This is a genomic window from Erythrobacter ramosus, assembly GCF_009828055.1.
Classification (GTDB): Bacteria; Pseudomonadota; Alphaproteobacteria; order Sphingomonadales; family Sphingomonadaceae; genus Erythrobacter; species Erythrobacter ramosus.
On sequence record NZ_WTYB01000001.1, the window covers coordinates 1,090,512 to 1,113,578 of the forward strand.

22 protein-coding genes are annotated in these 23,067 nt (G+C 66.1%); 5 read left to right on the forward strand and 17 right to left on the reverse strand.

Annotated features, from left to right (window positions below; all coding sequences use genetic code 11):
• Window positions 1-7: 7 nt before the first annotated feature.
• Together acnA and GRI59_RS05485 are read right to left on the reverse strand one after the other, a co-directional pair.
• Window positions 8-2,680 carry an aconitate hydratase AcnA gene (gene acnA / locus GRI59_RS05480; RefSeq protein ID WP_160760143.1) on the reverse strand — a complete coding sequence of 891 codons (2,673 nt, stop codon included), beginning with the start codon at window positions 2,678-2,680 and terminating at the stop codon, window positions 8-10.
• A 129-nt stretch (window positions 2,681-2,809) separates the two neighbouring features.
• Complete coding sequence (locus GRI59_RS05485; protein WP_160760144.1) at window positions 2,810-3,700, reverse strand: DMT family transporter; 891 nt, start codon at window positions 3,698-3,700, stop codon at window positions 2,810-2,812.
• A 173-nt stretch (window positions 3,701-3,873) separates the two neighbouring features.
• Between GRI59_RS05485 and GRI59_RS05490 the strand changes: the two genes are divergently transcribed.
• Window positions 3,874-5,253, forward strand: coding sequence for a L,D-transpeptidase family protein (locus tag GRI59_RS05490; protein ID WP_160760145.1), 1,380 nt, complete (start codon window positions 3,874-3,876; stop codon window positions 5,251-5,253).
• An 18-nt stretch (window positions 5,254-5,271) separates the two neighbouring features.
• On the opposite strand, the gene GRI59_RS05495 is transcribed toward GRI59_RS05490, so the two are convergent.
• The 5 genes from GRI59_RS05495 to ispG all read right to left on the reverse strand — a co-directional run bounded on the left by GRI59_RS05495 (window position 5,272) and on the right by ispG (window position 9,332).
• Entirely contained in the window at window positions 5,272-5,973 is a 702-nt protein-coding gene (locus GRI59_RS05495) for a murein L,D-transpeptidase catalytic domain-containing protein (protein ID WP_160760146.1), read from the reverse strand.
• Between the two features lie 69 nt (window positions 5,974-6,042).
• Window positions 6,043-6,978, reverse strand: coding sequence for a histone deacetylase family protein (locus GRI59_RS05500; RefSeq protein WP_419866792.1), 936 nt, complete (start codon window positions 6,976-6,978; stop codon window positions 6,043-6,045).
• Between the two features lie 157 nt (window positions 6,979-7,135).
• Window positions 7,136-7,681, reverse strand: coding sequence for a manganese efflux pump MntP (locus GRI59_RS05505; protein WP_160760147.1), 546 nt, complete (start codon window positions 7,679-7,681; stop codon window positions 7,136-7,138).
• Window positions 7,678-8,187 carry a thioredoxin family protein gene (locus GRI59_RS05510; RefSeq protein ID WP_160760148.1) on the reverse strand — a complete coding sequence of 170 codons (510 nt, stop codon included), beginning with the start codon at window positions 8,185-8,187 and terminating at the stop codon, window positions 7,678-7,680. The genes GRI59_RS05505 and GRI59_RS05510 overlap by 4 nt, the downstream gene beginning before the upstream one ends.
• Complete coding sequence (gene ispG, locus GRI59_RS05515; RefSeq protein ID WP_160760149.1) at window positions 8,184-9,332, reverse strand: flavodoxin-dependent (E)-4-hydroxy-3-methylbut-2-enyl-diphosphate synthase; 1,149 nt, start codon at window positions 9,330-9,332, stop codon at window positions 8,184-8,186. The genes GRI59_RS05510 and ispG overlap by 4 nt, the downstream gene beginning before the upstream one ends.
• A 222-nt stretch (window positions 9,333-9,554) precedes the next feature.
• Between ispG and GRI59_RS05520 the strand changes: the two genes are divergently transcribed.
• Window positions 9,555-10,286, forward strand: a complete 732-nt coding sequence (locus GRI59_RS05520; RefSeq protein WP_160760150.1) for a hypothetical protein — start codon at window positions 9,555-9,557, stop codon at window positions 10,284-10,286.
• A 45-nt stretch (window positions 10,287-10,331) separates the two neighbouring features.
• On the forward strand, window positions 10,332-11,270 hold the full coding sequence (locus tag GRI59_RS05525; RefSeq protein WP_160760151.1) for an alpha/beta hydrolase fold domain-containing protein: 939 nt from the start codon (window positions 10,332-10,334) through the stop codon (window positions 11,268-11,270).
• Here GRI59_RS05525 and GRI59_RS05530 read toward each other — a convergent pair.
• Window positions 11,267-12,217 (reverse strand): SDR family NAD(P)-dependent oxidoreductase, encoded by a 951-nt coding sequence (locus GRI59_RS05530; RefSeq protein WP_160760152.1) that lies wholly within the window; start codon window positions 12,215-12,217, stop codon window positions 11,267-11,269. The genes GRI59_RS05525 and GRI59_RS05530 overlap by 4 nt on opposite strands.
• Window positions 12,218-12,233: 16 nt before the next feature.
• Window positions 12,234-12,746: a GNAT family N-acetyltransferase gene (locus GRI59_RS05535; RefSeq protein ID WP_160760153.1), complete on the reverse strand. Its 513-nt coding sequence runs from the start codon at window positions 12,744-12,746 to the stop codon at window positions 12,234-12,236.
• A gap of 75 nt (window positions 12,747-12,821) precedes the next feature.
• Between GRI59_RS05535 and GRI59_RS05540 the strand changes: the two genes are divergently transcribed.
• The gene (locus GRI59_RS05540; RefSeq protein ID WP_160760154.1) at window positions 12,822-13,898 is read left to right on the forward strand and encodes an isoaspartyl peptidase/L-asparaginase family protein; all 1,077 of its coding nucleotides are present in this window, start codon (window positions 12,822-12,824) and stop codon (window positions 13,896-13,898) included.
• A gap of 104 nt (window positions 13,899-14,002) precedes the next feature.
• Here GRI59_RS05540 and bla read toward each other — a convergent pair whose 3' ends face one another.
• The 8 genes from bla to GRI59_RS05580 form a co-directional block, all read right to left on the reverse strand.
• The gene (gene bla / locus GRI59_RS05545; RefSeq protein ID WP_160760155.1) at window positions 14,003-14,935 is read right to left on the reverse strand and encodes a class A beta-lactamase; all 933 of its coding nucleotides are present in this window, start codon (window positions 14,933-14,935) and stop codon (window positions 14,003-14,005) included.
• Window positions 14,932-15,867, reverse strand: coding sequence for an RDD family protein (locus GRI59_RS05550; RefSeq protein ID WP_160760156.1), 936 nt, complete (start codon window positions 15,865-15,867; stop codon window positions 14,932-14,934). The genes bla and GRI59_RS05550 overlap by 4 nt, the downstream gene beginning before the upstream one ends.
• Window positions 15,864-16,943: a stage II sporulation protein M gene (locus GRI59_RS05555; protein WP_160760157.1), complete on the reverse strand. Its 1,080-nt coding sequence runs from the start codon at window positions 16,941-16,943 to the stop codon at window positions 15,864-15,866. The genes GRI59_RS05550 and GRI59_RS05555 overlap by 4 nt, the downstream gene beginning before the upstream one ends.
• Entirely contained in the window at window positions 16,940-18,313 is a 1,374-nt protein-coding gene (locus tag GRI59_RS05560; protein ID WP_337190243.1) for a DUF58 domain-containing protein, read from the reverse strand. The genes GRI59_RS05555 and GRI59_RS05560 overlap by 4 nt, the downstream gene beginning before the upstream one ends.
• A 4-nt stretch (window positions 18,314-18,317) precedes the next feature.
• On the reverse strand, window positions 18,318-19,280 hold the full coding sequence (locus tag GRI59_RS05565) for an AAA family ATPase (protein WP_183363571.1): 963 nt from the start codon (window positions 19,278-19,280) through the stop codon (window positions 18,318-18,320).
• The gene (locus GRI59_RS05570; protein ID WP_160760160.1) at window positions 19,280-20,551 is read right to left on the reverse strand and encodes a DUF4350 domain-containing protein; all 1,272 of its coding nucleotides are present in this window, start codon (window positions 20,549-20,551) and stop codon (window positions 19,280-19,282) included. The genes GRI59_RS05565 and GRI59_RS05570 overlap by 1 nt, the downstream gene beginning before the upstream one ends.
• Window positions 20,548-21,264 carry a hypothetical protein gene (locus GRI59_RS05575; RefSeq protein WP_160760161.1) on the reverse strand — a complete coding sequence of 239 codons (717 nt, stop codon included), beginning with the start codon at window positions 21,262-21,264 and terminating at the stop codon, window positions 20,548-20,550. Before GRI59_RS05575 ends, GRI59_RS05570 begins: the two co-directional genes overlap by 4 nt.
• 83 nt (window positions 21,265-21,347) lie before the next feature.
• Window positions 21,348-22,241, reverse strand: coding sequence for a prephenate dehydratase (locus tag GRI59_RS05580; RefSeq protein WP_160760162.1), 894 nt, complete (start codon window positions 22,239-22,241; stop codon window positions 21,348-21,350).
• Window positions 22,242-22,359: 118 nt separating this feature from the next.
• Between GRI59_RS05580 and GRI59_RS05585 the strand changes: the two genes are divergently transcribed.
• Window positions 22,360-23,052 carry a c-type cytochrome gene (locus GRI59_RS05585; RefSeq protein ID WP_160760163.1) on the forward strand — a complete coding sequence of 231 codons (693 nt, stop codon included), beginning with the start codon at window positions 22,360-22,362 and terminating at the stop codon, window positions 23,050-23,052.
• Window positions 23,053-23,067: the final 15 nt, after the last annotated feature.

Genomic DNA, 23,067 nt, shown 5'->3' on the forward strand with positions numbered 1-23,067 from the left:
CCGCTCCTTATGCCGCAAGCTTGCGCAAAACGTAATGGAGAATCCCGCCGTGGCGGTAATATTCCATTTCATTTGCGGTATCTATGCGACACAGCGCGGTGAAGCTGAACTGCGTGCCGTCTTCGCGGGTGACCTCCACCGTGATGTCCTGACCGGGGGTCAGATCGGCCAGACCGCGGATCGAGAAGGTGTCGGTCGCCGACAGGACGAGGGTTGTGCGGGTGTCGCCTTCCTTGAACTGCAGCGGCAGCACGCCCATCCCGACGAGGTTGGAGCGGTGGATCCGCTCGAAGCTCTCGACGATCACCATGCGCACGCCGAGCAGGATCGTGCCCTTGGCCGCCCAGTCGCGTGACGAGCCGGTGCCGTATTCCTTGCCGCCGATCACCACCAGTGGGGTGCCGTTTTCCTTGTGCTTCATGGCGGCATCGTAGATCGCCATGGCCTCGCCGCCATAGGTCGAGAAGCCGCCTTCGACGCCAGGGACCATTTCGTTCTTGATGCGGATGTTGGCGAAGGTGCCGCGCATCATGACTTCGTGGTGGCCGCGGCGCGAGCCGTAGGAGTTGAAGTCCTTCTTGGCGACCTGGTTGGCCATCAGGAACTTGCCGCCCGGGCTGTCTTCCTTGATCGAGCCGGCGGGCGAGATGTGGTCAGTGGTGACCGAATCGCCGAGGATCGCCAGTGGCTTGGCGTCCACGATGTCCACGAGCGGTGCGGGCGTCATGGTCATGCCCTCGAAATAGGGCGGGTTGGCGACATAGGTGCTGCCGGCGCGCCACTGATAGGTGTCAGACGGTTCAACCGTGATCGCCTGCCAATGCTCGTCACCATCATAGACGTTGGCGTAACGGTTCACGAACATCGAACGGTCGATGTTCGCGGCGCGGTTGGCGGCGATTTCGGCGTTGGTCGGCCACAGATCGGCGAGCATCACGTCATTGCCGTCCTGATCCTGCCCGATCGGAGTGGTGGTGATGTCTTCGGTGACGGTGCCCTTCAGCGCATAGGCCACCACCAGCGGCGGCGAGGCGAGGAAGTTGGCGCGCACATCGGGGCTGACGCGGCCTTCGAAGTTGCGGTTGCCCGACAGCACCGAGGCAGCGACGATGTCATTGCCATTGATTGCGGCGCTGATCGGCGCAGCGAGCGGGCCGGAGTTGCCGATACAGGTGGTGCAGCCATAGCCGACGAGGTCGAATCCGATGGCGTCGAGGTGGGACTGAAGGCCCGACTTCACCAGATAGTCCGTGACCACCTGCGAACCCGGCGCCAGCGATGTCTTGACCCACGGCTTGGGCTTGAGGCCCTTCTCGTTTGCCTTCTTGGCGACCAGACCGGCGGCGATCAGCACATCAGGGTTGGAGGTGTTGGTGCAGCTGGTGATGGCCGCAATCACCACGTCGCCATCGCCAATGTCGTGGCTCGCGCCTTCGACGCTCACGCGGGCGGCGGCCGACTTGCCATAGACCTTGGACAGGTCAGCATTGAACAGGTCGTCGACTTCCTGAAGGATCACCTTGTCCTGCGGACGCTTCGGCCCGGCGAGGCTGGGGACGACAGCGGCCATGTCGAGGCTGAGCGTCTTGGTGAAGACCGGCACATTGGCCGGATCAAACCACATGCCCTGCGCCTTGGCATAGGCTTCGACCAGCGCGATGTTCTCTTCGCTGCGGCCGGTGAGGCGCAGGTAATCGAGGGTCTTGTCGTCGATCCCGAAGAAGCCGCAGGTCGCGCCATATTCGGGCGCCATGTTGGCGATGGTGGCGCGGTCGGCCAGCGTGAGGTTGGCAACACCCGGGCCGTAGAACTCGACGAAGCGGCCCACCACGCCGACGTTGCGGAGCATTTGCACGCAGGTCAGCACAAGATCGGTCGCGGTCACGCCTTCGGCCATCGCGCCTTCGAGGTAGAAGCCGACCACTTCAGGGATCAGCATCGAGACCGGCTGGCCGAGCATCGCGGCTTCCGCCTCGATCCCGCCGACGCCCCAGCCAAGGACGCCGAGGCCGTTGATCATGGTGGTGTGGCTGTCGGTGCCGACGCAAGTGTCAGGATAGGCGACCATCATGCCGTCCGGGCCTTCGCTGGACCACACGGCCTGCGCGAGGTGCTCAAGGTTCACCTGGTGGCAGATGCCGGTGCCGGGAGGCACGGCGGTGAAGTTCTGGAAGCTCTTGGAGCCCCACTTGAGGAAGTCGTAACGCTCGGCATTGCGCTCGTATTCCAGCGCCATGTTCGCTTCCATCGCCTTGGGATGGCCGAATTCGTCGACCATCACCGAGTGGTCGATCACGAGGTTGACCGGAACCAGCGGGTTGATCTTGGCGGTGTCGCCGCCCAGCTTCTTGATCGCGTCGCGCATTGCAGCGAGGTCAACCACGCAGGGCACGCCGGTGAAATCCTGGAGCAGCACGCGCGCAGGACGGTACTGGATTTCCTCACCCGTGGTGGGGTTCGCCTGCCAATCGACAATCGCCTGAATATGCTCGCGGCCCACGGTGAACCCGCCGTCTTCAAAGCGGAGCAGGTTTTCCAGCAGCACCTTCATCGAGATCGGCAGCTTGCTGATATCGCCCAACTGCTCAGCGGCTTTCGCGAGCGAGTAATAGGCGTAATGCTTGCCGTTAACGTCAAGCGTCTGGCGGGTGCCGAGCGAATCCTGGCCGATTGCGGTCATGGGAGGGTTCCATCCTTATGATTAGACCCGCCCCCGATCCACCAAGGGCGCGGTTTTCGAGGGCGCACTGCGCTTTCAGACGCGCGAGGTCAAGGGGGGCAAGGGGCTTACGGCCCTTGGCAAAAGGTCTTAGCTGGCGGCGACCGGCGCGGGGCGGCTTGGGCGGGTGGCGAGCCAGCATCCGCCGACGATCAGCGCCGTCCCGGCGAGTGTCGGCAGGGTCACCGCTTCGCGGAAGAACAGCCAGCCAAAGATGCTGGCCCAGACAAAGCCCGAATATTCGGTCGGCACCAGCACATTCGCCTCGGCCCGCGCATAGGCCCAGGCGATGGCGAGCGATCCCGCCACCGTCAGCGCGCCCGCCGCCAGCAGCGGCACCAAGGCGTCGCCCGATGGCGTCTCCCACAGAAGGGGGGCGAGCGTCAGCAGCACCAGCCCGCCAATCCCGCTGTGAAAGGTCGCGATCTCCAATGGCCCGGCCACCTGCGCCTGCCGCCGGATGACGATGAAGTTATAGGCATAGAGCAGCGCCGAGATGAACAGCGAGGCAACGCCCAACGCCGCGCCTTCATCAAACTCTCCCTGACCGATCCGTCCGCCGACAATCACCAGCGTGCCCGCAAAGCCGAGCACGCTCGCGCCAATCGCCGCGCGACTGATCACCTCACCCAGCAGCACGCGGGCAAGATAGAGCGCAATCAGCGGGGCGATGAAGCTCAAGGCAATCGCCTCGGCTAGCGGCAGCAGGGTCAGCGAGAAGAAGAAAGTCAGCGCCATGAAGGCCGATACCACCCCGCGGGTCAGGTGCAGCTTCCACACCGGCCGGCTCGGCATGGCCGGCCCGCGCGACAGCCACACCGGCGCGATCAACGCAGCGCCGATGAAGGCGCGGAGGACCGTGGCGGTATAGGCGCCGATCAGCAACGCGGCCTCTTTCATGAAGGCATCCATCAGCGACAGGAAGCCCACGCCCGCCAGCGCAGCGGCAAAGGGCAGCAGAGAATGATGGCGCGGCGGCATGGGCGCTCCTTAAGCGCAGGTGGCCCCAAGGTCACGCCAAGGACACAGGGGTGTGAACATTAATCCAGGTGAAAGCCAAGGTGGTTGATAGGAGCAAGGCTGAGAATGTATGCAGCTTGCGACGGTTATTGGTCGCGATCCCAAGCGGCACAGGGCGAAAAGGCAGTATCGAGATGAAGTTTCCCGGCAAATTGGTAGGTGGCATCAGTGCCGCAGCGCTCGTGGCGAGTGCGGCGCTGGCTCAGGAGAGCAGCACGCCTGCCCCGGCCAACCCCGCGCCTGCACGCAGCCAGAGCACGGGTACTCCCCAACCCGCCACGCTTCCGCCGCAGGGCGAATCTGTCGCCGAGGCTTTCGCTCAGCCGGTGTTCGAGCCGCTGTTGCAGGCATGGACAGTGGGTCAGGCAACGCGGCTGGTCGCTGTGATCGAGGGGATCGGCGCCGAAGGGCTCGAACCCAAGGACTATGATCTTGAACCGCTCAAGGTCGCACTGGCGTCCGGCCCGTCGAAGGAATTGAACGAACTCGCCTCGCAAAGCTTCGTGTGGCTGGTCGAAGATCTGCGCGACGGACGCACCCCGATGGATGCGCGCGAGCAGTGGTTCGTGGTCGATCCTGACCGTGATCTCTACCCCGCCGGCAAGATCATGGCCGAAGCACTGGCGAGCGGCGATATCGCCGGCACGTTGGCCAAGCTCAACCCGACCCACCCCGATTATGCCAAGCTCAAGACGGAACTCGCCGCGACATCGGACGGCCAGACCGCCAAGCGCAAGCTGATCCGCGCCAATATGGATCGCTGGCGCTGGCTGCAACGGGATCTGGGTTCGCAATATCTGATCACCAACGTGCCGGAATTCCAGCTGCGGTTGACGGTGAAGAACCGCATCATCAGCACCTACCGCACCATCGTCGGCAAGCCCGGCCGCACCGCGACGCCGCAGCTTGCCGAAATGGTCGAAGGCGTGGTGTTCAACCCGACCTGGACCGTACCGCAGTCGATCGTGAAGGGCGAAGGCCTGGGCGCCCGCGTGCTCGCCAACCCCGCCTGGGGCAAGCGCAACGGCTATGTCGCGACCAAGGGCGCGAACGGTTACATCACCGTGGTGCAGCAGCCGGGGCCGGGCAATTCGCTGGGGCAGATGAAGCTCGAAATGCCCAATGCCCACGCGATCTTCTTCCACGACACGCCATCCCGCCACCTGTTCGGCGCCGATTTCCGGGCTTTGAGCCACGGCTGCGTGCGGACCGAACGCGCGCTGGAACTGGCGATGACAATGGCGATCCTCGGCAAGGGCGCGACCAAGGACGAGGCGGTCGCGATCTCGACCTCGGGCAAATACACCAAGGTGATGCTCGAAAAACAGTGGCCCGCTTATATCACCTATTTCACGATGGCATCCGACATCAACGGCCAGATGGCGACCTTCAAGGACATCTACGGCCGCGATACCAAGGTGCTCGCCAGCCTCGACAAGCCGCGCGTGCGCAACCGCACCAGCGTGCCGACCGACGAGGTGATCGTGATCGAAGATGATTTGCAGGACAGCTAGGCCGGCGGCCGTAGCGCCCTAGTAAGCGCTGATCGCCGGGCGGGGGTAGAGATCAAGCGGCTGACGCTCGATCATCGCCAGTTCGGGCACGGGCTGGATGCTGCCGTCTTCCTCCAGCCCCAGCGAATCGGCGAACAGCAAGCGCCCGCCGGACAGGTGCATCAGCGCCACGCGGAACTGTTCCTCGCCCATCGCGAAGCACCCGTTGGAGCGGCCGAGACGGCCCCATTTCTCCAAGTGGCTGCTCTCGGCATAGTCCGCGCGGTGCATCACGATGTAGCGTTGCAGCGCGGCGTTGTTGGTGTTGTCCAGACCGCCGAGGCGGACTGAGGTGCCATAGCGACCCTTGTACCATTCCCACGTGACGTAAGCGCCGCGGCTGGTCGCGTTGGAGCCTTCGGTGTTCGAGAATTGCTTGAGCCAGCCGTCATGCTGCGGGTCGGAACCCATGCCGTGGCTGACGTGGTAGGACTGGACTTCGGCGCGTTCGAGATTGACGAAGTGGAAGCGCGGCTTGGCCGAATGGAGGCCGAAATCGGCAATGCCGACAATGTCGTGCTTCCAGATCGCGTTGCCTGCGCGCAGCAGTTCGCGCTTGGCGATGTCGAACAGGATGCGGTCCCGCGGGGATCCGGGGGCGACCGACGCAAACAGGCGGGATGGCAGCGCCAATGCTGCCCCCGCTGCCAGAGTGCCTTTCAGAAGATCCCGACGCTTCATTGAACCGTAACGTAAACCGCGCCGCTTGCGTTCCCAATGGGGCGGCTAACGGTTCATCGCAACTATGGCTCACTTCGTGGAGGTTGGTGTCGGAAACGCGCTGTTTGCCTCGGCCATTGTCAGCATCGAGGCGGCATGGCGGGCGGCGACGATGCGCGGATCATCGCCGTAACCACCCCCCAACGCGCTCGCCACCGGAACGCCACGGCGGCGGGATTCGCCGATGATGAAGCGGTCGCGCAGCGCCAACCCGGCATCGGTCAGCGCCAGCCGCCCCAGCTTGTCGTCACCATGCGGATCGACGCCCGCCTGATACAGCTCGAAGTCGGGCGCGAACTCGGCGAACACCTGCGGCAGGTGCCGGGTGAGCGCTTCCATGTAGCCATCGTCGTCCACCCCGTCTGGCAGGCCGACATCGCGGCTGGAGCGGGCCTTCCTGACTGGGAAGTTCTTCTCGGCGTGCAGCGAGAGCGTGAAGATGTCCTCCCGGCCGGCGGTGAGGCTGGCGGTGCCGTCGCCCTGATGGACGTCAAGGTCGACGATCAGCACGCGCGCCGCGTGGGCTTCAGCGATCAGGCGGTTGGCGGTGACGGCGAGGTCGTTGAACACGCAGTACCCCGCGCCCGTGTCATGCAGCGCATGGTGGCTCCCGGCGGCGGAGTTGGCGGCGTAGCCATGCTGGCGGGCGAGCTGGGCCGCGAGCCAGGTGCCACCGTTGGTGTGGCGCACGCGGCTGGTGATCGCGGGGGTGACGGGGAAGCCGATCCGGCGTTCCTTGTCGCGTGGAACCTCGGCGCGGAAGACCTGATCGACGTAATCCGGGCAATGCACCGCTTCGAGCCATTCGCGCGGCATGGGCTGCGGCGCGTGCTCGGTGATGGGCGCTCCGCTCGTGCGCAGCTCCTCCATGACCAGGTAGTACTTGTCGAAGCGGAACGTGCCGCGATCCGGTCGCGGCGCCCCGTGCCCAGCAGCGTAGTCGGCGTGGTGGACGACGTGGAGTATCTCAGGCCGCCCGTCCCGCCGTGTTGGAGACACATGAGACACAGTCCAGAACCAGAAAACCACCCTCCGCACGGCCCCATGCGAAATACCGGCGGTCAAAGGGCGGCAGCAGTGTCATTTGCAAGGCCATGCCATGTTCGCAGGCTGTAGGACAGCGTCAGAAATAGCCCGAATGCTCGGCGAGAATCTTCACTCCCAGCCCGATCAGGATGATCCCGCCCGCACGTTCGGCCCATTCGCCAAGGTGGTCGCCCGCGCGGCGGCCCAGCGCCACGCCCGCGCCGCTCATGACGAAGGTGACGATCCCGATCAGCGCCACGGCCAGCCACGGCGACACGCCGAGCGCGGGCAGGGTGATCCCCGCCGCCAGCGCATCGATACTGGTGGCCACACCGGCGATCAGCAAGGTGCGCCCGGTCAGCGCGCGCGCGGCTTCCTCGTCGCCCACGTGCCCGCCCAACATCCGTACCCCGAGAAAGGTCAGCAGGCCGAATGCAATCCAGTGATCCACCGCCTCGACATAGATCAGCGCCACTGCGCCGATCACCCATCCGGCGAGCGGCATCAGCGCCTGAAACACCCCGAAGGTGAGCGCAATGGCCAGCCCACCGCGCAGCGAGGGCCGGAACTTCGCGCCTTGTGTGAGGGCGACCGCAAAGGCGTCCATCGCCAGCGCGACCGCGAGCAACAGGGCTTCGATCATGGGGCGGTCGGAAGCGACGCCTCAGCCAGCGCGGCGAGTTCGGCCAGAATCGCGTCCTCGCTGCGGCTCGCTGCGTTGCGCCAGCTGGCGGCGGTCTCGAGGTTCACCGCGCGGCCTTCGGCGGTCAGCACCAGCAGGGCAGGTGTGCCGGGCACTTCTGCCAACCCAAAACGGCGCGCGACGTCGAGATTATGCCCATCGCCGGTCTGCGGCATCCCGACATTGACGAAGACGGTCTCGTAGCGCTCGGCGGTCAAAGCGGCGAAGCGCGGGGTTTCGAGCCATCCGGCGAGCGCGCGGCTATCGTGGCACCAGTTGGCGCCCAGCACTACCAGCACCCGCTTGCCATTGGCGGACGCGCGGGCAAGCGCCGCGTCGACGTCAGCCGTGGCATCGGCGGTAGCAGAATAAGCGCGCGCTTCGGGATGAGCCGGAGCGGCATCGCCCGTCGTCGCGCACGCGGCCAGCGCCAGCGCCAGAATTGCGGCAATCGCGGCGCGAATCACTCGGCGGCTTCGGCGGGCTGGGCGTGGGGATCGAAGGCGGTGGCTTCGCCCGCATCGATGGCAGCGGCCTTTTCCTCGACCAGCCGGACGATGTGATCGAGCATCGCCTCGTCATCAATCGCATGGGCCTTCATGCCGGACAGATAGACCATGTGCTTGCCATTGCCGCCGCCGGTCAGGCCGATATCGGTTTCGCGCGCTTCGCCGGGGCCGTTGACCACGCAGCCGAGCACCGAAAGGCTCATCGGGGTCTTGATGTGTTCGAGTCGCTTTTCCAGCGTTTCCACCGTGCGGATCACATCGAAGCCCTGCCGCGAGCACGACGGGCATGACACCACGCGCACGCCGCGGGTGCGCAGGCCCAGGGCCTTGAGCATGTGGTAGCCGACCTTGATCTCTTCTTCCGGCTCGGCGGAAAGGCTCACGCGGATCGTGTCACCGATCCCGGCCCACAGCAGGCTTCCCATGCCGATGCTCGACTTAACGGTGCCGCCGATCAGCCCGCCCGCCTCGGTGATGCCGAGGTGGAGTGGACAATCGACCGTTTCGGCCAGCCCATGATAGGCCGCGACAGCGAGGAACACGTCGGAGGCCTTCACCGCCACCTTGAATTCGTGGAAATCGTGATCCTGCAACAGCTTGATATGATCGAGCGCGCTTTCGATCAGCGCCTCGGGGCAGGGCTCGCCGTACTTCTCCAGCAGGTCTTTTTCGAGGCTGCCCGCGTTGACCCCGATGCGGATCGCGCAGCCATTGGCCTTGGCCGCGCGCACCACTTCGGCAACGCGCTGGGCTGATCCGATATTGCCCGGATTGATGCGCAGACAGGCCGCGCCAGCGTCAGCCGCTTCGAGCGCGCGCTTGTAGTGGAAGTGGATGTCGGCAACGATCGGAATCCGCGCGCCGCGTGTGATCTTTTTGAAATCGCGGGTCGATTCCTCGGTCGGGCAGGACACGCGGATGATGTCCGCGCCCACTTCCTCGCACCGCCGGATCTGGTCGAGCGTCGCCTTCACGTCCTCGGTTGGGGTGTTGGTCATGGTTTGCACGGTGATGGGAGCATCACCGCCTACGGGGACATTCCCCACCATGATCTGGCGACATTTGCGCCGTTCGATCGTGCGCCACGGACGGATGGAAGACATGGGCTGCCATATAGGCGGCAAAGCGTGACGGGGCAATGACCAGAGAGGCCGTTCGGCGCCTGTCGGGCCTGTCTGCAAATCTTCTGACTGTCGCATATTGGCGCAGGGGCGGATTTGGCGGTTCGTGGGAAGCAAACCGCAAGCTATTTATGACACAACGGGGTCACGCAATACAGCAAGCCGCAGGCACACTGCGCATCAGGACGGAACACGGCGATGATCATGATCGGCGATCTTTGGCGGACAAGTGTGGAGCTGGCGCGGTCGCGCGCGTTGCACATCGCGCTGATGTGCGTGGTTCCTTATGCCTGCGTGCTGGTGGGTCTGGATGTTGCTGCTCATTACGGCGATGCCACCGGCGCGGCGCTGCCGACGCAGTTCTTCATGTCGCAGGATGGTTCCTTTGCGGAATTCCTCGAATATTCGCTGACAGGGGCTTCAGCAGTGATGCTGTTCGTGCTGTGGCTTCGCACCCGCGCGCTGGTGTATCTGACCAGCGCGGTGCTGTTCGTGTGGATGACGCTCGACAATTGGGGCGAGGTGCATGAGCAGCTCGGCTTCTCCTTTGCTGCCGATATGCCGATTTTCGCCTGGATTCCGGTGCATCCCAATCACCTTGCGGAAACGCTGGTGTTCGGCGTGATCGGGCTGGTGTGGCTGGTGGGCATGGTGGTGGCGCTGCGTCAGTCGGACCGGCGTGCGGCGATCCACGGCGTGCTGATCGCGATGTGCATCGCGGGCGCGGCGGTGTTCGGCGTGGCGGTCGACATGGTGACATCCTGGGGCGAACACACGCCCGGCGTGCTCAACCTCCTCGCTTTCATCGAGGACGAGGGCGAGTTCGCCATGATCGTGGTCCTGTTCGCGCTGTGTGTCGGCATTTTCGACGTCGAAGGCCGCCGCCTGAAGAGCGACACGGCCGAGCATCGCGGCCTGCGCACCGCCAGCGCTTGACTTGCCTCCCCGGCGCGGCACTCTGCCGCCGACAGGGGAGAGACCATGCTGACCGACAGTTCCATCGCGCTGCGCAGCGCCAGCCCGAGCCTGCTGATGCGGGTGATCAAGTTCGTGATCGCGCGCGGCAAGCCGGTGTTCCCGCATGACGAGGCTGGCTTCCACACAGTGATGACCGGGCGGCGGCTGCCAGTCGACGCGCCGATGCCTGAGGGGTTCCGCAAGCGCTTCATTGTCGAAGAGCGCGAGGTGCTGGGCAGCCGGGTGGTGACGCTGCATCCCAAGGGCGGCCCCGGCGCGTGGCACATGCTCTATTTCCACGGTGGCGGGTTTGTGCAGCCGATGTTCAAGGTGCACTGGCCGCTGGTCGCTGAAATGGTGAAGGCCTGCGGGATCAGTGTGACCGTGCCGCTTTATCCGATGGTGCCCGAAGCGCCCTACACCGCGCAGGATGCGCTCGCGGATGCGGTCTATGCCGAACTGGCTGCGCGTCACGATCCGGCGCGGATCATTCTCAACGGCGATTCTGCGGGCGGGCATATGGCGCTGGCTCTGGCGCTCAGGTTGGCGCGGAGCGGGTGGGCGATGCCGGGCAAGCTGGCGTTGTTCTCACCATGGCTCGATCTTGGGCTGGCGGACCCGGCGATTGTCGCCGTGGAACCGCATGACCTGATGCTCAAGATCGGCACCCTGCGCGCGTGCGGCGGGCTGGTGGCAGCGGGGCGGGCGATGGATGATCCTGCGGTCAGCCCGCTCTACGCCGCGCCGGATATGCTGGCGCAGCTGCCCCCGACCCGCATCTGGACCGGGCGGCACGACATCTTCATCATCGATTCGCGCAGCTTCCTAGGTCGGCTGCGGGCCGCCGGGGTCGATGCCAAGCTCTACGAATACGAGGCCGCCCCGCACGTGTTCATGGCGGTGTTGCCCACCCGTGAGGCGAAGGACGTGATCGGGTTGCTGCGGGAATTCCTCGCCGATTAGCTCGGGAATTTGGCCCCGGTCAGTTCCTCGCTCAGCTTCCACAACTGGTCGGCAAAGCTGGGGTTGAGCGCGTAGGAGCGCACCCCGCCGCTGGCCGATTCGTCGTCCACTTCAGCGACGTGGCAGTCCTCGCAATAGACGCCGCCTTTGCCTTCGAGTTCAGGCGCGGTTGCCGCCCAGCAGCTGGTCGCGGCGCCTTGCGGGATGGTCTTCCACGCAAAGCTGGTATCCCGCGCAGAAATCCGCGCCATCAACGCCTCGCGCATCTCTTGCGTCATATAGCGGCCAAGGTTGGTCTCGATCCCGCCGGGATGCACCGCATAGGCGTGGATGCCCATGACCGCATAGCGCGCCTCGATCCCGACCGAGAACAGCACATTGGCGGTCTTGGACTGGCCGTAGCTTGACCACGGATCATAGGGGCGGTGCACGAAATTGAGGTCATCGAAATGGGCCGGCCCCATGTGGTGCCCGCGGCTCGACAGGTTGACGATGCGCTTGGCGTCCCCCGCCTCGATCAGCGGCATGAGTTCCGCCGTCAGCGCGAAGTGGCCCAGGTGGTTGGTGCCGAACTGCCGCTCGAACCCGTCGGCGGTATGTTCGAACGGGGTCGCCATCACCCCGGCATTGTTGATCAGCAGATCGATCCTGGCAAACCGCTGGCGCGCGCGCGAGGTTGCGGCGCGGATGCTTTCGAGCGAGGCGAGGTCGACCGTGATGGTATCGAGCCGCGCATCCGGCACGGTTGCAAGGATCGCGGCGACCGCTTCGTCCAGCTTGGCCTGATCGCGGCCCGCCAGCACCACATGCGCGCCCTTGGCCGCCATCGCGCGGGCGGTTTCCTGCCCCAGCCCGGAATTGGCCCCGGTGATGAACGCCGTTTGCCCCGAAAGGTCGATGCCCTCCAGCACCTCGTCGGTGGTGCTTGCCCAGCCAAATGCGCTCATGATCCCGCTCCTGTGGTTATAGCTTTAATTCGTACAGAAATTCCGCGTCGAGTTGCTCGCCCACCTGAAAGGTGATGTCGGCGATCTTGCCGAAGCCATAGCGCTGGTAGAACCGCTGCGCGCCGAAGTTCTCCGAATAAACCGACAGAAGGACCGCATCATGCGACCGCTCGCGCGCGACGCCTAGCGCCCAGTCCATCAGCTTCGTGCCGATCCCGGTGCCGGTGTGGGTGGGCAGGGCGTAAAGCTGGCCAAGCTCAATCGGATCGCGCGCGTCGGTGTAGCTGGTGTAGTGGCTGGGGTAGCGCAGCTTGCAATAGGCGACCAGCGCGCCGTTGTCTTCGGCGAGGCAGTGGGTGCAGCTGTCACCCGCGATTTCCTCGGCGACCGGGCCGGGCGCGTGGACTTGCGCCAGAAACGCGGTGAGGTCGTCTGGGGTGTAGAGCTGCCCGAACGCGGCGATGAAGGTTTCGGCGCCCAGTGCGGCAAGCGCAGGGGCATCGGCGAGGGTGGCGGGACGCAGGATCATGGGCACTGCCCTAGCGGCTGGATGCCGTGCTGTTAAGCTGGCGAAACGGTGAGCGGCGCGTTACACCCTGCGGCCATGAACAAACTCATCGCAGCTCTCGCTCTCGCCCTGATCCCCGCCGCCGCCTTGGCTGAGGAGGCCGCGCCGCCAGCCCCCAAGTGGTCGATAGCGATCCACGGCGGGGCAGGGACGCTCGACCCCAAGGCGATGACGCCGGAACGGCGCGCAGAATACGAGGCGGCCTTGCAGGTCGCGCTCGACGCCGGAGCCAAGGTGCTGGCGAACGGTGGCAGCGCGATGGACGCGATCAAGGCCGCGATCATCCCGATGGAGGATTCGCCGCTGTTCAACGCGGGCAAGGGCGCGGTGTTCACGTGGGAGGGGACCAACGAGCTTGATTCGTCGATCATGGACGGGCGCGATCGCAGTGCGGGTGCAATTGCCGGGGTGAAGACCGTGAAGAACCCGATTTTGCTCGCCGACACAGTGCGCACGCAGAGCGAGCACGTGTTCCTGATGGGTGCGGGCGCGGAGGCCTTTGCGGTGGAGAAGGGCTTTGCCGTCACCCCGCCCGAATATTTCGCCACCCCTGCGCGGCGCGAAGCGCTGGAGCGGATGAAGGCGGAGAAGCTTTCGGCGCTTGATGTCGATCACAAGTTCGGCACGGTGGGCGCGGTAGCGCTCGATCAGAATGGCAATCTGGCGGCGGGCACGTCGACCGGCGGCATGACCGGCAAGCGCTGGGGCCGGGTGGGCGATGCGCCGGTGATCGGAGCGGGGACCTATGCGGATAACCGCGCCTGTGCGGTCTCGGCGACCGGGTGGGGCGAGTACTTCCTGCGCGTCGGCGTGGCGCATGAGATTTGCGCGCGGCTGCGGGCGACCAATGAGGTGAAGGTCGCGATGGCGGACGAAGGTGCTGCCGCCGAAGGCGTCCGCACCGAGGAAGCCCAGTATATCGCCGATGCTGTCATGGCCGATGTCGCCAGCCTCGGCGGCGATGGCGGGGTGATCCTTGTCACGCCCGAGGGCTATGCGATCTTCAGCTTCAACACCACCGGCATGTATCGCGGCCGCGCGACCAGCGGCGGAGTGCGCGAAGTGGCGATCTTCGGCGGCGAGGAGAAGGCGTCGGCGACGCCGGATCATTGATTTGAAAACGTTCGTGCTGAGCTTGTCGAAGCACCGCCCTTCTCTTCGAACAAGCGTCGAAAAAAGGACGGCCCTTCGACAAGCTCAGGGCGAACGGGCTTTGCTCAATAAAGCTTGCCGATAACCGGCAACCCCCGCTCCGGCTCGGCGAATTCCTTGATGATCCGGCCCACGCGCGACAGCGTCAGTTCGGCCCGGGCGGCCATGTCGCCCTCGGCCTGACGCGCGCGGAAATAGCAGGCGAAGGTGATCGGCGGCTGGCCCTTCGGTCCTTCGGCGAACCCGATGTCGATGTAATTGCCTTCCGTGCCGACCATGCCGCTGGTGCCGGTCTTGTCGCCTGCGACCCAGCCTTCGGGCAGCCCCGCGCGCACGCGGCGCAGGCCGGTTTCGGTCGCGATCATCCAGCCCTTCAACTCCGCTCGCTCGGCTTCCGGCAGGACGTCGCCGTAAATGATCTTGGCGACATTACGCGCCATCGCGGCGGGCGTGGCGGTGTCGCGGAATTCGGCGGGCGGGACGATGTTCATTTCCGGCTCGTAGCGATCAACCCGGCTGACCTCGTCGCCCATGCTGCGCCAGAAGGCGGTCAGCCCCGCCGGGCCGCCCAGATTGCGGAGCAAGATATTGGCCGCCGGATTGTCCGAAGTGGTCTGCGTCGCCCGCGCCAACTCGCGCAAGGTTGCACCCGCCCCAATCCGCTCACGCGTGAATGGCGCGTATTCGAGCATGTCGGCCTCGGTCCACGTCACGCGCTTGTCCGCGTCAATCTGGCCCGCCGCATGACGCTGGAGCAGCAGCGCGGCGAGCGAGAACTTGAAGGAGGACGCGTGGCCGAACCGGCGATCGCGGTTCAGGCCAACCGACATCCCGCTGACGGTGTCGAACAGCTCCACGCCGAGCGTGCCGTCACCCGCCGCCTCGATGATGCGCAGCTCTGCCGCCAACTGGCCCATCGGGCTCTGATCGGGCGGGATGCAGGCGGACGCCCCCAAAGCGAGGGTGCCGCCGATGAAATGCCGCCGGTCCATCTTCATGAGAACTTGTCCGCTTTCCGCTTGCCGAACCGCATGTCGGCCTCCAATCGGCTGCGCAATTGCCCATAGAAGGCCTCGAGGAAAGCCCTTTCGTCGCCCGCGCCGGGGTCCCAGCCGATCTTGCGGCAGATCGTGGCGTGCACCGCCTTGAGCGCATCGGGCTGGGAATCGCGCAGCAACCGTTCCAGCGTCTGAAGCTCGCGCTCGCCATAGATCGAAAGCTCCGCCTCGCCGAAATCATAGCGCACGCCGGTGACCTCGCTCGCACCCTCGGCGGTGGCGGCGCCCTGAGTGCTGAGCACGGCGGCCAGCCGGGTGCGCGGGCGCTCGACCACCCAGGTCCCGGCGACGATGTCGCCCGCCCGCAGGCAATCGCGGTTGAAGAACGGGAACAGCAGGAACAACAGCAGCCAGCCGGTCAGCACAAAGCCGAGCGCGCCGACATCCTCACCCTGGCTGCTCAGCCCGATGAGGATCAGCAGCGCGATCAGGGGATAGAAGACCTCGATATCGCGCAGCAGGTTGCGCGCAATCACGGCCTCGGGCGTCAGGCGTCCCCCGCCGCGCGCGGCAATGCGAATGCCGACCAGCCGCTTGCCCAGCGTCGCGCCGCGCGGGCCCAGCTCCTGCACCAGAAAATAGCCGTACCACGCAGCAAAGCCGATCAGCACGGAGATGATCACCAGAAACTCCGCCGATCCCGGCAAGCGTTGTTGGGGATCGAAGCCGATCCCCTCCATCACGCCTTCGAACAGCGCTTGCATCACCCACTGAAAGGCGATCAGGCCGATGACGATGATCACCATGTCGATGATCAGCGCCCCGGCGCGCGCACCGCGCGAGGCGAGGGTGAGCGGCAGCGCCAGCCCTTCGGGTGTGATCAGCGTGCGGGCGCGCTTGTCCGGCTTGATGGCGGCGGCGGCCTTGTTCATGCGGCGCCCGCCCCAGCGGCGTCACCGGCGATGCGCGGGCGGTAGAGGATGAAATAGGTGAGCCAGAAGGCCAGCATCGTCCCGCCGATCACGAACCGGCCGGAGGTGCCCTCGACCAGCTGGCGCGGGAAGGCTTCAAGCAGGGCGGCGATGATCATCATGATCACCACGCCAACCATCACCACCGCCGATCGCCGCCCGGCCGCCGCCGCCGCATCGAGCACCGGGAGCTTGCCGGGAAAGGCCATCGTCCGCCCGATATGCAGCCCCGCCGCGCCCGACAGCAGGATGCCGAACAGTTCGGTCGTGCCATGTACAGAGAGCCAGGCGGCCAGCTCCACCACCAGCCCCTGCCCGGCGAACAGCCACAGCAAGGCGCCCAGCAAGGCCATGTTATGCACCAGCAGCAGCAGCGATGGGATGCCGAAGGCGAAGCCCAGCGCGAAGGCGAGGATGCACACCGCCGAATTGTTGCCGAACAGCTGCGCGGCGAAAGCCGACAGGCCGTCTGCGCTGTTCTCGGTCGCCAGGGTGGCCAGCAATTGTTCGCGGCTGGCACCGGGCACGCGGGCCTCGCCAACGCCGGCCGGGAACAGCCGGTAATACCAAGCCTCGTCCCTCGCCACGAGCAGCCAGCCGACCACCGTGCCCGCCACCATCACGAACAGCGCGATGCAGATGTCGAGCCACAGGCTGCGCACCGCGCGGCTCCAGCCGCCGAAGATGAAGCTACGAAACCAGCGGATGAAGCCCTGCCGCGGGCCGTAAACCTGAAACCATGCGCGCTGCACCAGTGCTTCGAGATAGCCGAGGGTCGCGGCGTCCAAGCTGGTTTCGCGCGCGACCGACAGGCTCGATGCGGCGGTGCGATACAGCGCCGGCATTGCGATCAGATCGGCATCGGCGATGCGGCGCAGCCCGCCGCGCTCCATCCGGGCGAGGATGTCCTCCAGCCTCCGCCAATCGCCTTCGCGCTCCAGCCGGAAGCGATCGGACCGCAGCGCCGCGCTTTTGATATCGGGCGGCGCGGCGACTTGTCCGCGCCCGAACCATGACGAGATGACCGGTGCCTTCACCCGATCGCCTCACTGTTACGGATCGCGAGATAGCGGTCGATCAGGCGCGGACCGATCGACGCCCACGGCGCTTCGAGCACGTCGATTCCCAGCCGCCGCAGCCGGGTCAGCACCAGCTTGCGCTGCTGGGCGAGGCTATCGGCGGTGACCGAACGGGCCAATGTCGCGATATCGCCGGGCGGGGCGGTGATCAGGTCCTCGACCTCGCTGTCGGTCATGGTGACGAACAGCACCAGATGCTTGCCCGACAACCGCCCGAGGCTTTCGACCATCAGTTCGGCTGCGGTGGGATCGGTGAAGTCGGAGAACACCACCACCAGCGAACGACGCTGGAGCCGCCCGGTGAGCGTGGCGAGCGCGAGGGTGAAATTGGGTTCGGCCGCCTGATAATCGAGGCCCGCCGCCGCGCTCTGCAAGCGGTGGAAAGCGCGCGGATCGCCGATGAAGGGCGTCATGATCTGCGGGGCTTGCGCAAAGCCGAACAGGGCGACCTTGTCCCCGCCCTTCAGCGCGACATAGGCGCAGGTGAGCGCCGCGCTGACCGCCCGGTCGATGCGCGGCAGGCCGTCAACCGGCTCGCACATCGCCTGCCCGCAATCGAAGGCAAACACGATCTGGTTGTTGCGCTCGCTCTCGTTCTCGCGGGCGAACAGGCGGGTGTGGCGGGCGCTGGCCTTCCAGTCGATCCGGCGGCGGTCCATGCCCGGCTCGTACTCGCTCAAGGCTTCGAACTGCGTGCCTTCGCCCCGGATGCGGCGGGCGATCAGGCCCATCTGGGCGTTGCGCAGGAAGGCCTGCAAATCGGGTGAGCGTACCGGGGAGAGGTCAGGCCAGATCCGCACCGGGCGGCCCAGCGGATAATCGACCTGCCGCGCGCCCAGCCGCAAAGGCCCTTCCCAGCGCATCCACGCCCGCTCGACCTGTGCCGTGCCGCGCCGGGTGGGCGTGAGGATCGTCTCACCGCGCCAGCCATCGCCAAACGATTGCGGGGCGAGCGTGAGCGTGACCCGGCCTTCAGGGGCCAGCCGCGGATCGCAGGCCAGCGCGGCTTCGGCCCGCGCCGGCTGGCGGCCTGTGAACCGCGCCGTGATGGCGAGCACGCTCGGCTGGCCGACTTCGATGTCTTCTGGCGTGCGGACCTCCCAGCTGTCGAGCCGCCCGGTCATCACCGCATCAAGCGCGATGAGCGCCACCAGCGTCAGCCCCAGCATCGGCGCGACCACCCATGCGCCCGGAGAGGTCGCAGCGATCACCACTGCCACCGGCGCCAGCCCCGCCGCGATCCACGCCGCCCGCTCGGTCGGCGCGACGATCAGCAGCGGCCGCAACGGCAGCAGCAGGATGCCGAGGACAAGGCGAAGGACGCGGATCACCTTAGCGCGGCGCCTCGGTACTTTCGACCAGTTCGGCGACCAGCACCTCCATGTCGCGCCCCTCGATCTCGGCAGCGGGGCTGAGGGTCAGGCGGTGGCGCAGCACCGGCACGGCGAGCGCCTTGACGTCATCGGGGATCACATAGGCGCGGCCCTCCAGCGCGGCGCGGGCGCGGGCGGCACCGGCCAGCAGCACCGCAGCGCGCGGGGAGGCACCCACCGTCAGCTCAGCATGGTCGCGGGTCGCGCGGATTAGGCGCACGACATAGCGGGTGATATCCTCCGCGACGGTAACCTGCCCCAGCGCGCCGCTCGCCGCGACGAGGCCGGCGGCGTTGGTCACGGCGGTCACGCCCAGATCGGCGGGGCGCTGCGGGCCGGAGCGCTGGCCATAGGTGGCGACGATCCGCGCCTCCTCGTCCTCGGCCGGATAGGGCACCAGCAGCTTGAACAGGAAGCGGTCAAGCTGGGCTTCTGGCAGGGGATAGACGCCCTGGTTCTCGATCGGGTTCTGGGTCGCGACCACCATGAAGCGTTCGGGCAGCTGGTGCGTCTCCCCGTCCAGCGTGACGCGGCGTTCCTGCATCGCTTCAAGCAGCGCGGCCTGCGTCTTGGGCGGGGTGCGGTTGATCTCGTCACCCAGCAGCAGATCGCAGAAGATCGGCCCGCGCGTCAGCGTGAACTGGCTGGTCTGGAAGTTGAACAGGTTCGACCCGAGAATGTCGCCCGGCAGCAGATCGGGCGTGAACTGGATGCGTCCGAAATCGAGGCCCAAGGCGGTTGCAAAGCTTTGCGCAAGGAAGGTCTTGGCGGTTCCCGGCGGGCCTTCCAGGAGCACATGGCCTTCTGCCAGCAGAGCGGTCAGCAGCATGTCGACCATGTCTTCCTGCCCGACGATCGCCTTGGCGATTTCGCTGCGGATGGCGCCTGCGAGGCTGCGGACGTCGTCGAGTGTCATGGTCATCATTGTCCCTGCGATAGCTTGGCGTTGAGGTCGTCGAGGCTTTGCGCGGCGGCCAGAATGTCGGCGGGTTTCGCCGCCGCTTCCAGCCGTGCGGCGCGGCGGGTGAAGGGTTCTTCCTGCGGCAGGCGGCGGGCGAGCGCTTCGTCAATCGCCTGCGGATCGGGCCGGCCGAGGCCGAGCCGTTCGGCCAGCCGCCGCGCGGACAAGGCGGCGTAGGGCGCACCCAGCAGCCGGAACCGCCGGGCGCGCAGGATCAGGCCAGCACCATTGGCGATTAGCTGGCGCTTGCCGAAAGCGATGTCTGGTCCGGCAGGCGCAGCCGGTGGGCCAAACCGCTGGAACGCGCGCCAGCCGACGATCAGCAGCGCCACCAGCAAGCTCAGCGTCGCGGCAAGGAACGGCGGGCGGAAGGCCAGCGTCAGCAGGTTTTCCGACGCGCCAAAGCCATTGAGCGTCATGTCGAAAGTGACTTCGTAAATGTCGGCATCATCCGCCAACCAGTCCACCAGTGCCACGGCCGCCGCGGCGCGGTTGGCGTCGGCAAGGCCATAATTGTTGGCAAGGTCAGGCTCGGCGAGAAAGATCACTGGATAGGCCGGGTTGTCATCGTCAAGGCCCTCGCCGGGGTTGACCCAAAAGGCGAGCGCGCGGTCTTCGGCATCGGCGATCAGCACCTCGTGCGCGGCTTCGGGCACGGCATACATGGTGGCGGAGGTCGGCAAGCGTCCGGCAAGGCCCAGCCCGCTCCAACGGTCCCCGGCGGCGCTTTCATCGTCCTCGGCCAATTCGTGGGTGAACCGATAGGGTTTGGGTAAGACCTCAGGCCATTCCGTCGCTTCCGCACCGTTGAGGATCACCCAGCCGCGCTTGAACTTGTCGCGGGCTTCGGAGGGGAGCTGGTCCGAGGGTGGTATGGCGAACCATTTGGGCAGGATCACCAGCGTCGGACCAAGAAAGGTGCGGTTTTCGAGGATTTCGGCGATTGCCTCGCCATCACCAAAAGCCGGAGGGGTCAGCACCAGCAGGCCGCTGGTCTCCAACCCTTGTGGGCTGCGCGACCGAGCGACCTCATAATCCGCCGCCTCGACCAAACGAACGAGGCCGGCATAGCCGTTCAAGCCGTTGCTGGCGGCATGAGCCTGTCCCTGTCCGCGCGTTCCGCCGAAGTCCTCGCCCGCGCCGATCAGATACAGCGCGGCGAAGAACAGCGCAAAGCCGCCCACCACCAGCGCCAGCACCCCGCCGCGCGAAAAGGCCGCGCCGGACGTCATGCCGCCCGCCCCAGCGGTGTCCCGCGCGGATCGATCCGGGCGAGCGCGAAGTCGGCATAGGCGGCGCGCGCGGCCTCCCAATCGCTGCGGTCGAGCGTCCGCAGCGCGAACAGCGAGCGTTCGACCCGCTCGGCAATCACGACGAAAGCCGTGCGCGCGGTGTCGGGCAGGGCGGGAAGCGCGGCGAGTTCACGCGCGGTGCTCGACGGTTCGACCCAATCGGGCCGCGCCGCGGCGATCTGGCCCACGCTGCGCTGAAGCAGCAGGTGGGTCGCCGCATCGAACTGCCCTTCGGCGGCGAGCCGGTCGGCATCTTCGAGCAGGGCAAGGCTGGCCGCCTGATCGGGTTGCCAGGTGTTATTTGTCCCCGCGTCCGAGGCAGCGGATTTGGCGCGGCGGAAAAAGCTCGGATCGATCAGGCGCACCAGCAGCACCAGCGCAAGCAGCCCGACTATGCCCAGCAACACCCATTGCAGCCACCACCAGGAATCGCCGAGCGCCAGCCCTGCCGGCGCCAGCCAATCGGCGAGCATTTCGCCAAGGGCGTTCAATTGGCGTTCCAGCCAGCTTGGCTCGGGCGGAGCGATGGGTGGGATTTCGACCGGGGCGAACTGGACATTGCCCTCGGCGTGCAGCGTGTCCCATCCGGCGGGAGGCGATCCGCCTGAATTGGCTAATGATTCGGAAGGCGAAGAAGCGGCCGCTGCGGTCATCCACCAACGGTGGTGGCACGCCGGGAGCGCCCGCGCAACGGGAAACAGCGCGGCGGCCGTGCTATCCGCGCCTTATCCGCGTTTTAGCCTCTGGCGCGGGCCTGTTCGTAGCTGCCCAGAATGCGCAAGACCTTGGAATGAAACGCGCATTCTTCCAGCGCGCGGTCCACTGCCGGATCACCCGGCGCGCCGATGATGTCGGCGTAAAAGGTGGTGGCGGCAAAGCTGGTGCCTTGCTGGTAGCTTTCGAGCTTGGTCATGTTGACCCCATTGGTCGCAAACCCGCCCAGCGATTTGTAGAGCGCGGCGGGGATGTTCTTCACCTCAAAGATGAAGGTGGTCATCACCGGCTTGCCCTCAAGCGCGCTGGTCGCCAGCGGCTCACTGGCGAGGATCACGAAGCGGGTCATATTGTCCGCGCTGTCCTCGACATTGTGCTCGATGATCTGGAGCCCGTAGAGCTCGGCGGCGAGGGCGGGGGCGATGGCGGCAACAGTGGGATCGCCGCGCTCGGCCACATAGGCCGCTGCGCCTGCGGTATCGGCGTGGCTCAGCGGCACGATCCCGCGCGCCCGCAGATAGTGGCGCGACTGGCCGAGCGCTTGAGGGTGGCTGTAGGCCGCCTCAAACGGGCCGGAGCCCAGCGCCATCAGCGCATGGTGGATCGGCATGAAATATTCGCCGATGATGTGCAGGCCGCTTTCGGGCAGCAGGAAGTGGATATCGGCGACCCGCCCGTGCTGCGAATTCTCGATCGGGATGATCGCCTGCGCCGCCCGCCCGTCCTTCACCGCTTCCAGCGCGTCTTCAAAGCTGAAGCAGGGCAGCGGCAGCATGTCAGGCCGCGCTTCGGTGGCGGCGCGGTGCGAATTGGCCCCCGGCGAGCCCTGAAACGCAATCGTGCGTGCAGGCTCTGCCAAAGCTGCGGCGCGCATCTGGTCGACGATGGCAAGGGCGGGGCCGGGAAAGGATCGCATGGTGCAAGCCGCCTAGAGGCGCAGGCGCGCAGGCACAAGCCCGCTTGCAAAAGGTGCAAGAATTCGTGCCACGATCAGTCTTGCGCGCCTCGGCTGGCAACACTATGAGCCGCCCGGGATGACACAGGATAACTCTTCGCAGGATAACGCGGCCAGCCAGACCGGCGGCGGCGATCTGTTCAACACTGCCGCAGGCTGGGTGCTGTTCGCGGGCGTCGTGGGCCTTGGGCTCGCGCAGCTTTCGAAAGGCTATTTCCACGGCGATAAGCCGGATCGGCCCGAAAAGCTCGGCTACGTGATCGAAGGCGCGGTCGAAGAAGGCTCTGGCCCGGCGGAAGCCTCGATTGCGGATGCGCTGAACGCCATGCCCGCTGCCGAACTGGTCGCTGCGGGCGAGAAGGCCTTCGCCAAGTGCCAGAGCTGCCACACCATCAATGCGGGCGGCGCCAATGGCATCGGCCCGAACTTGCACGGCACGATGGGCAAGGCCGTGGCAAGCCATGCCGGCTTTGCCTACAGCGCCGAGCTGAAGGCCGTGGGCGGCACCTGGGACTGGGACAAGATGGACACCTGGCTCAAGAACCCCAAGGGCATGGTCTCGGGCACCAAGATGAGCTTCGCCGGTCTTGGCAAGGTTGAAGATCGCGCCGCGATTGCGGCCTACCTCAACGCGCAGGGTTCGAACCTGCCGTTCCCGGCTGCTGCTGCACCTGCCGCTGCTGCCGAAGGTGAAGCCGCTGCTGCCGAAGGCGAGGCGGAAGCCGTCGCCACTGCCGAGGCAGGCACTGATCCGGCGGCTGCGACGGAATAAGCATCAGGGGAGGGC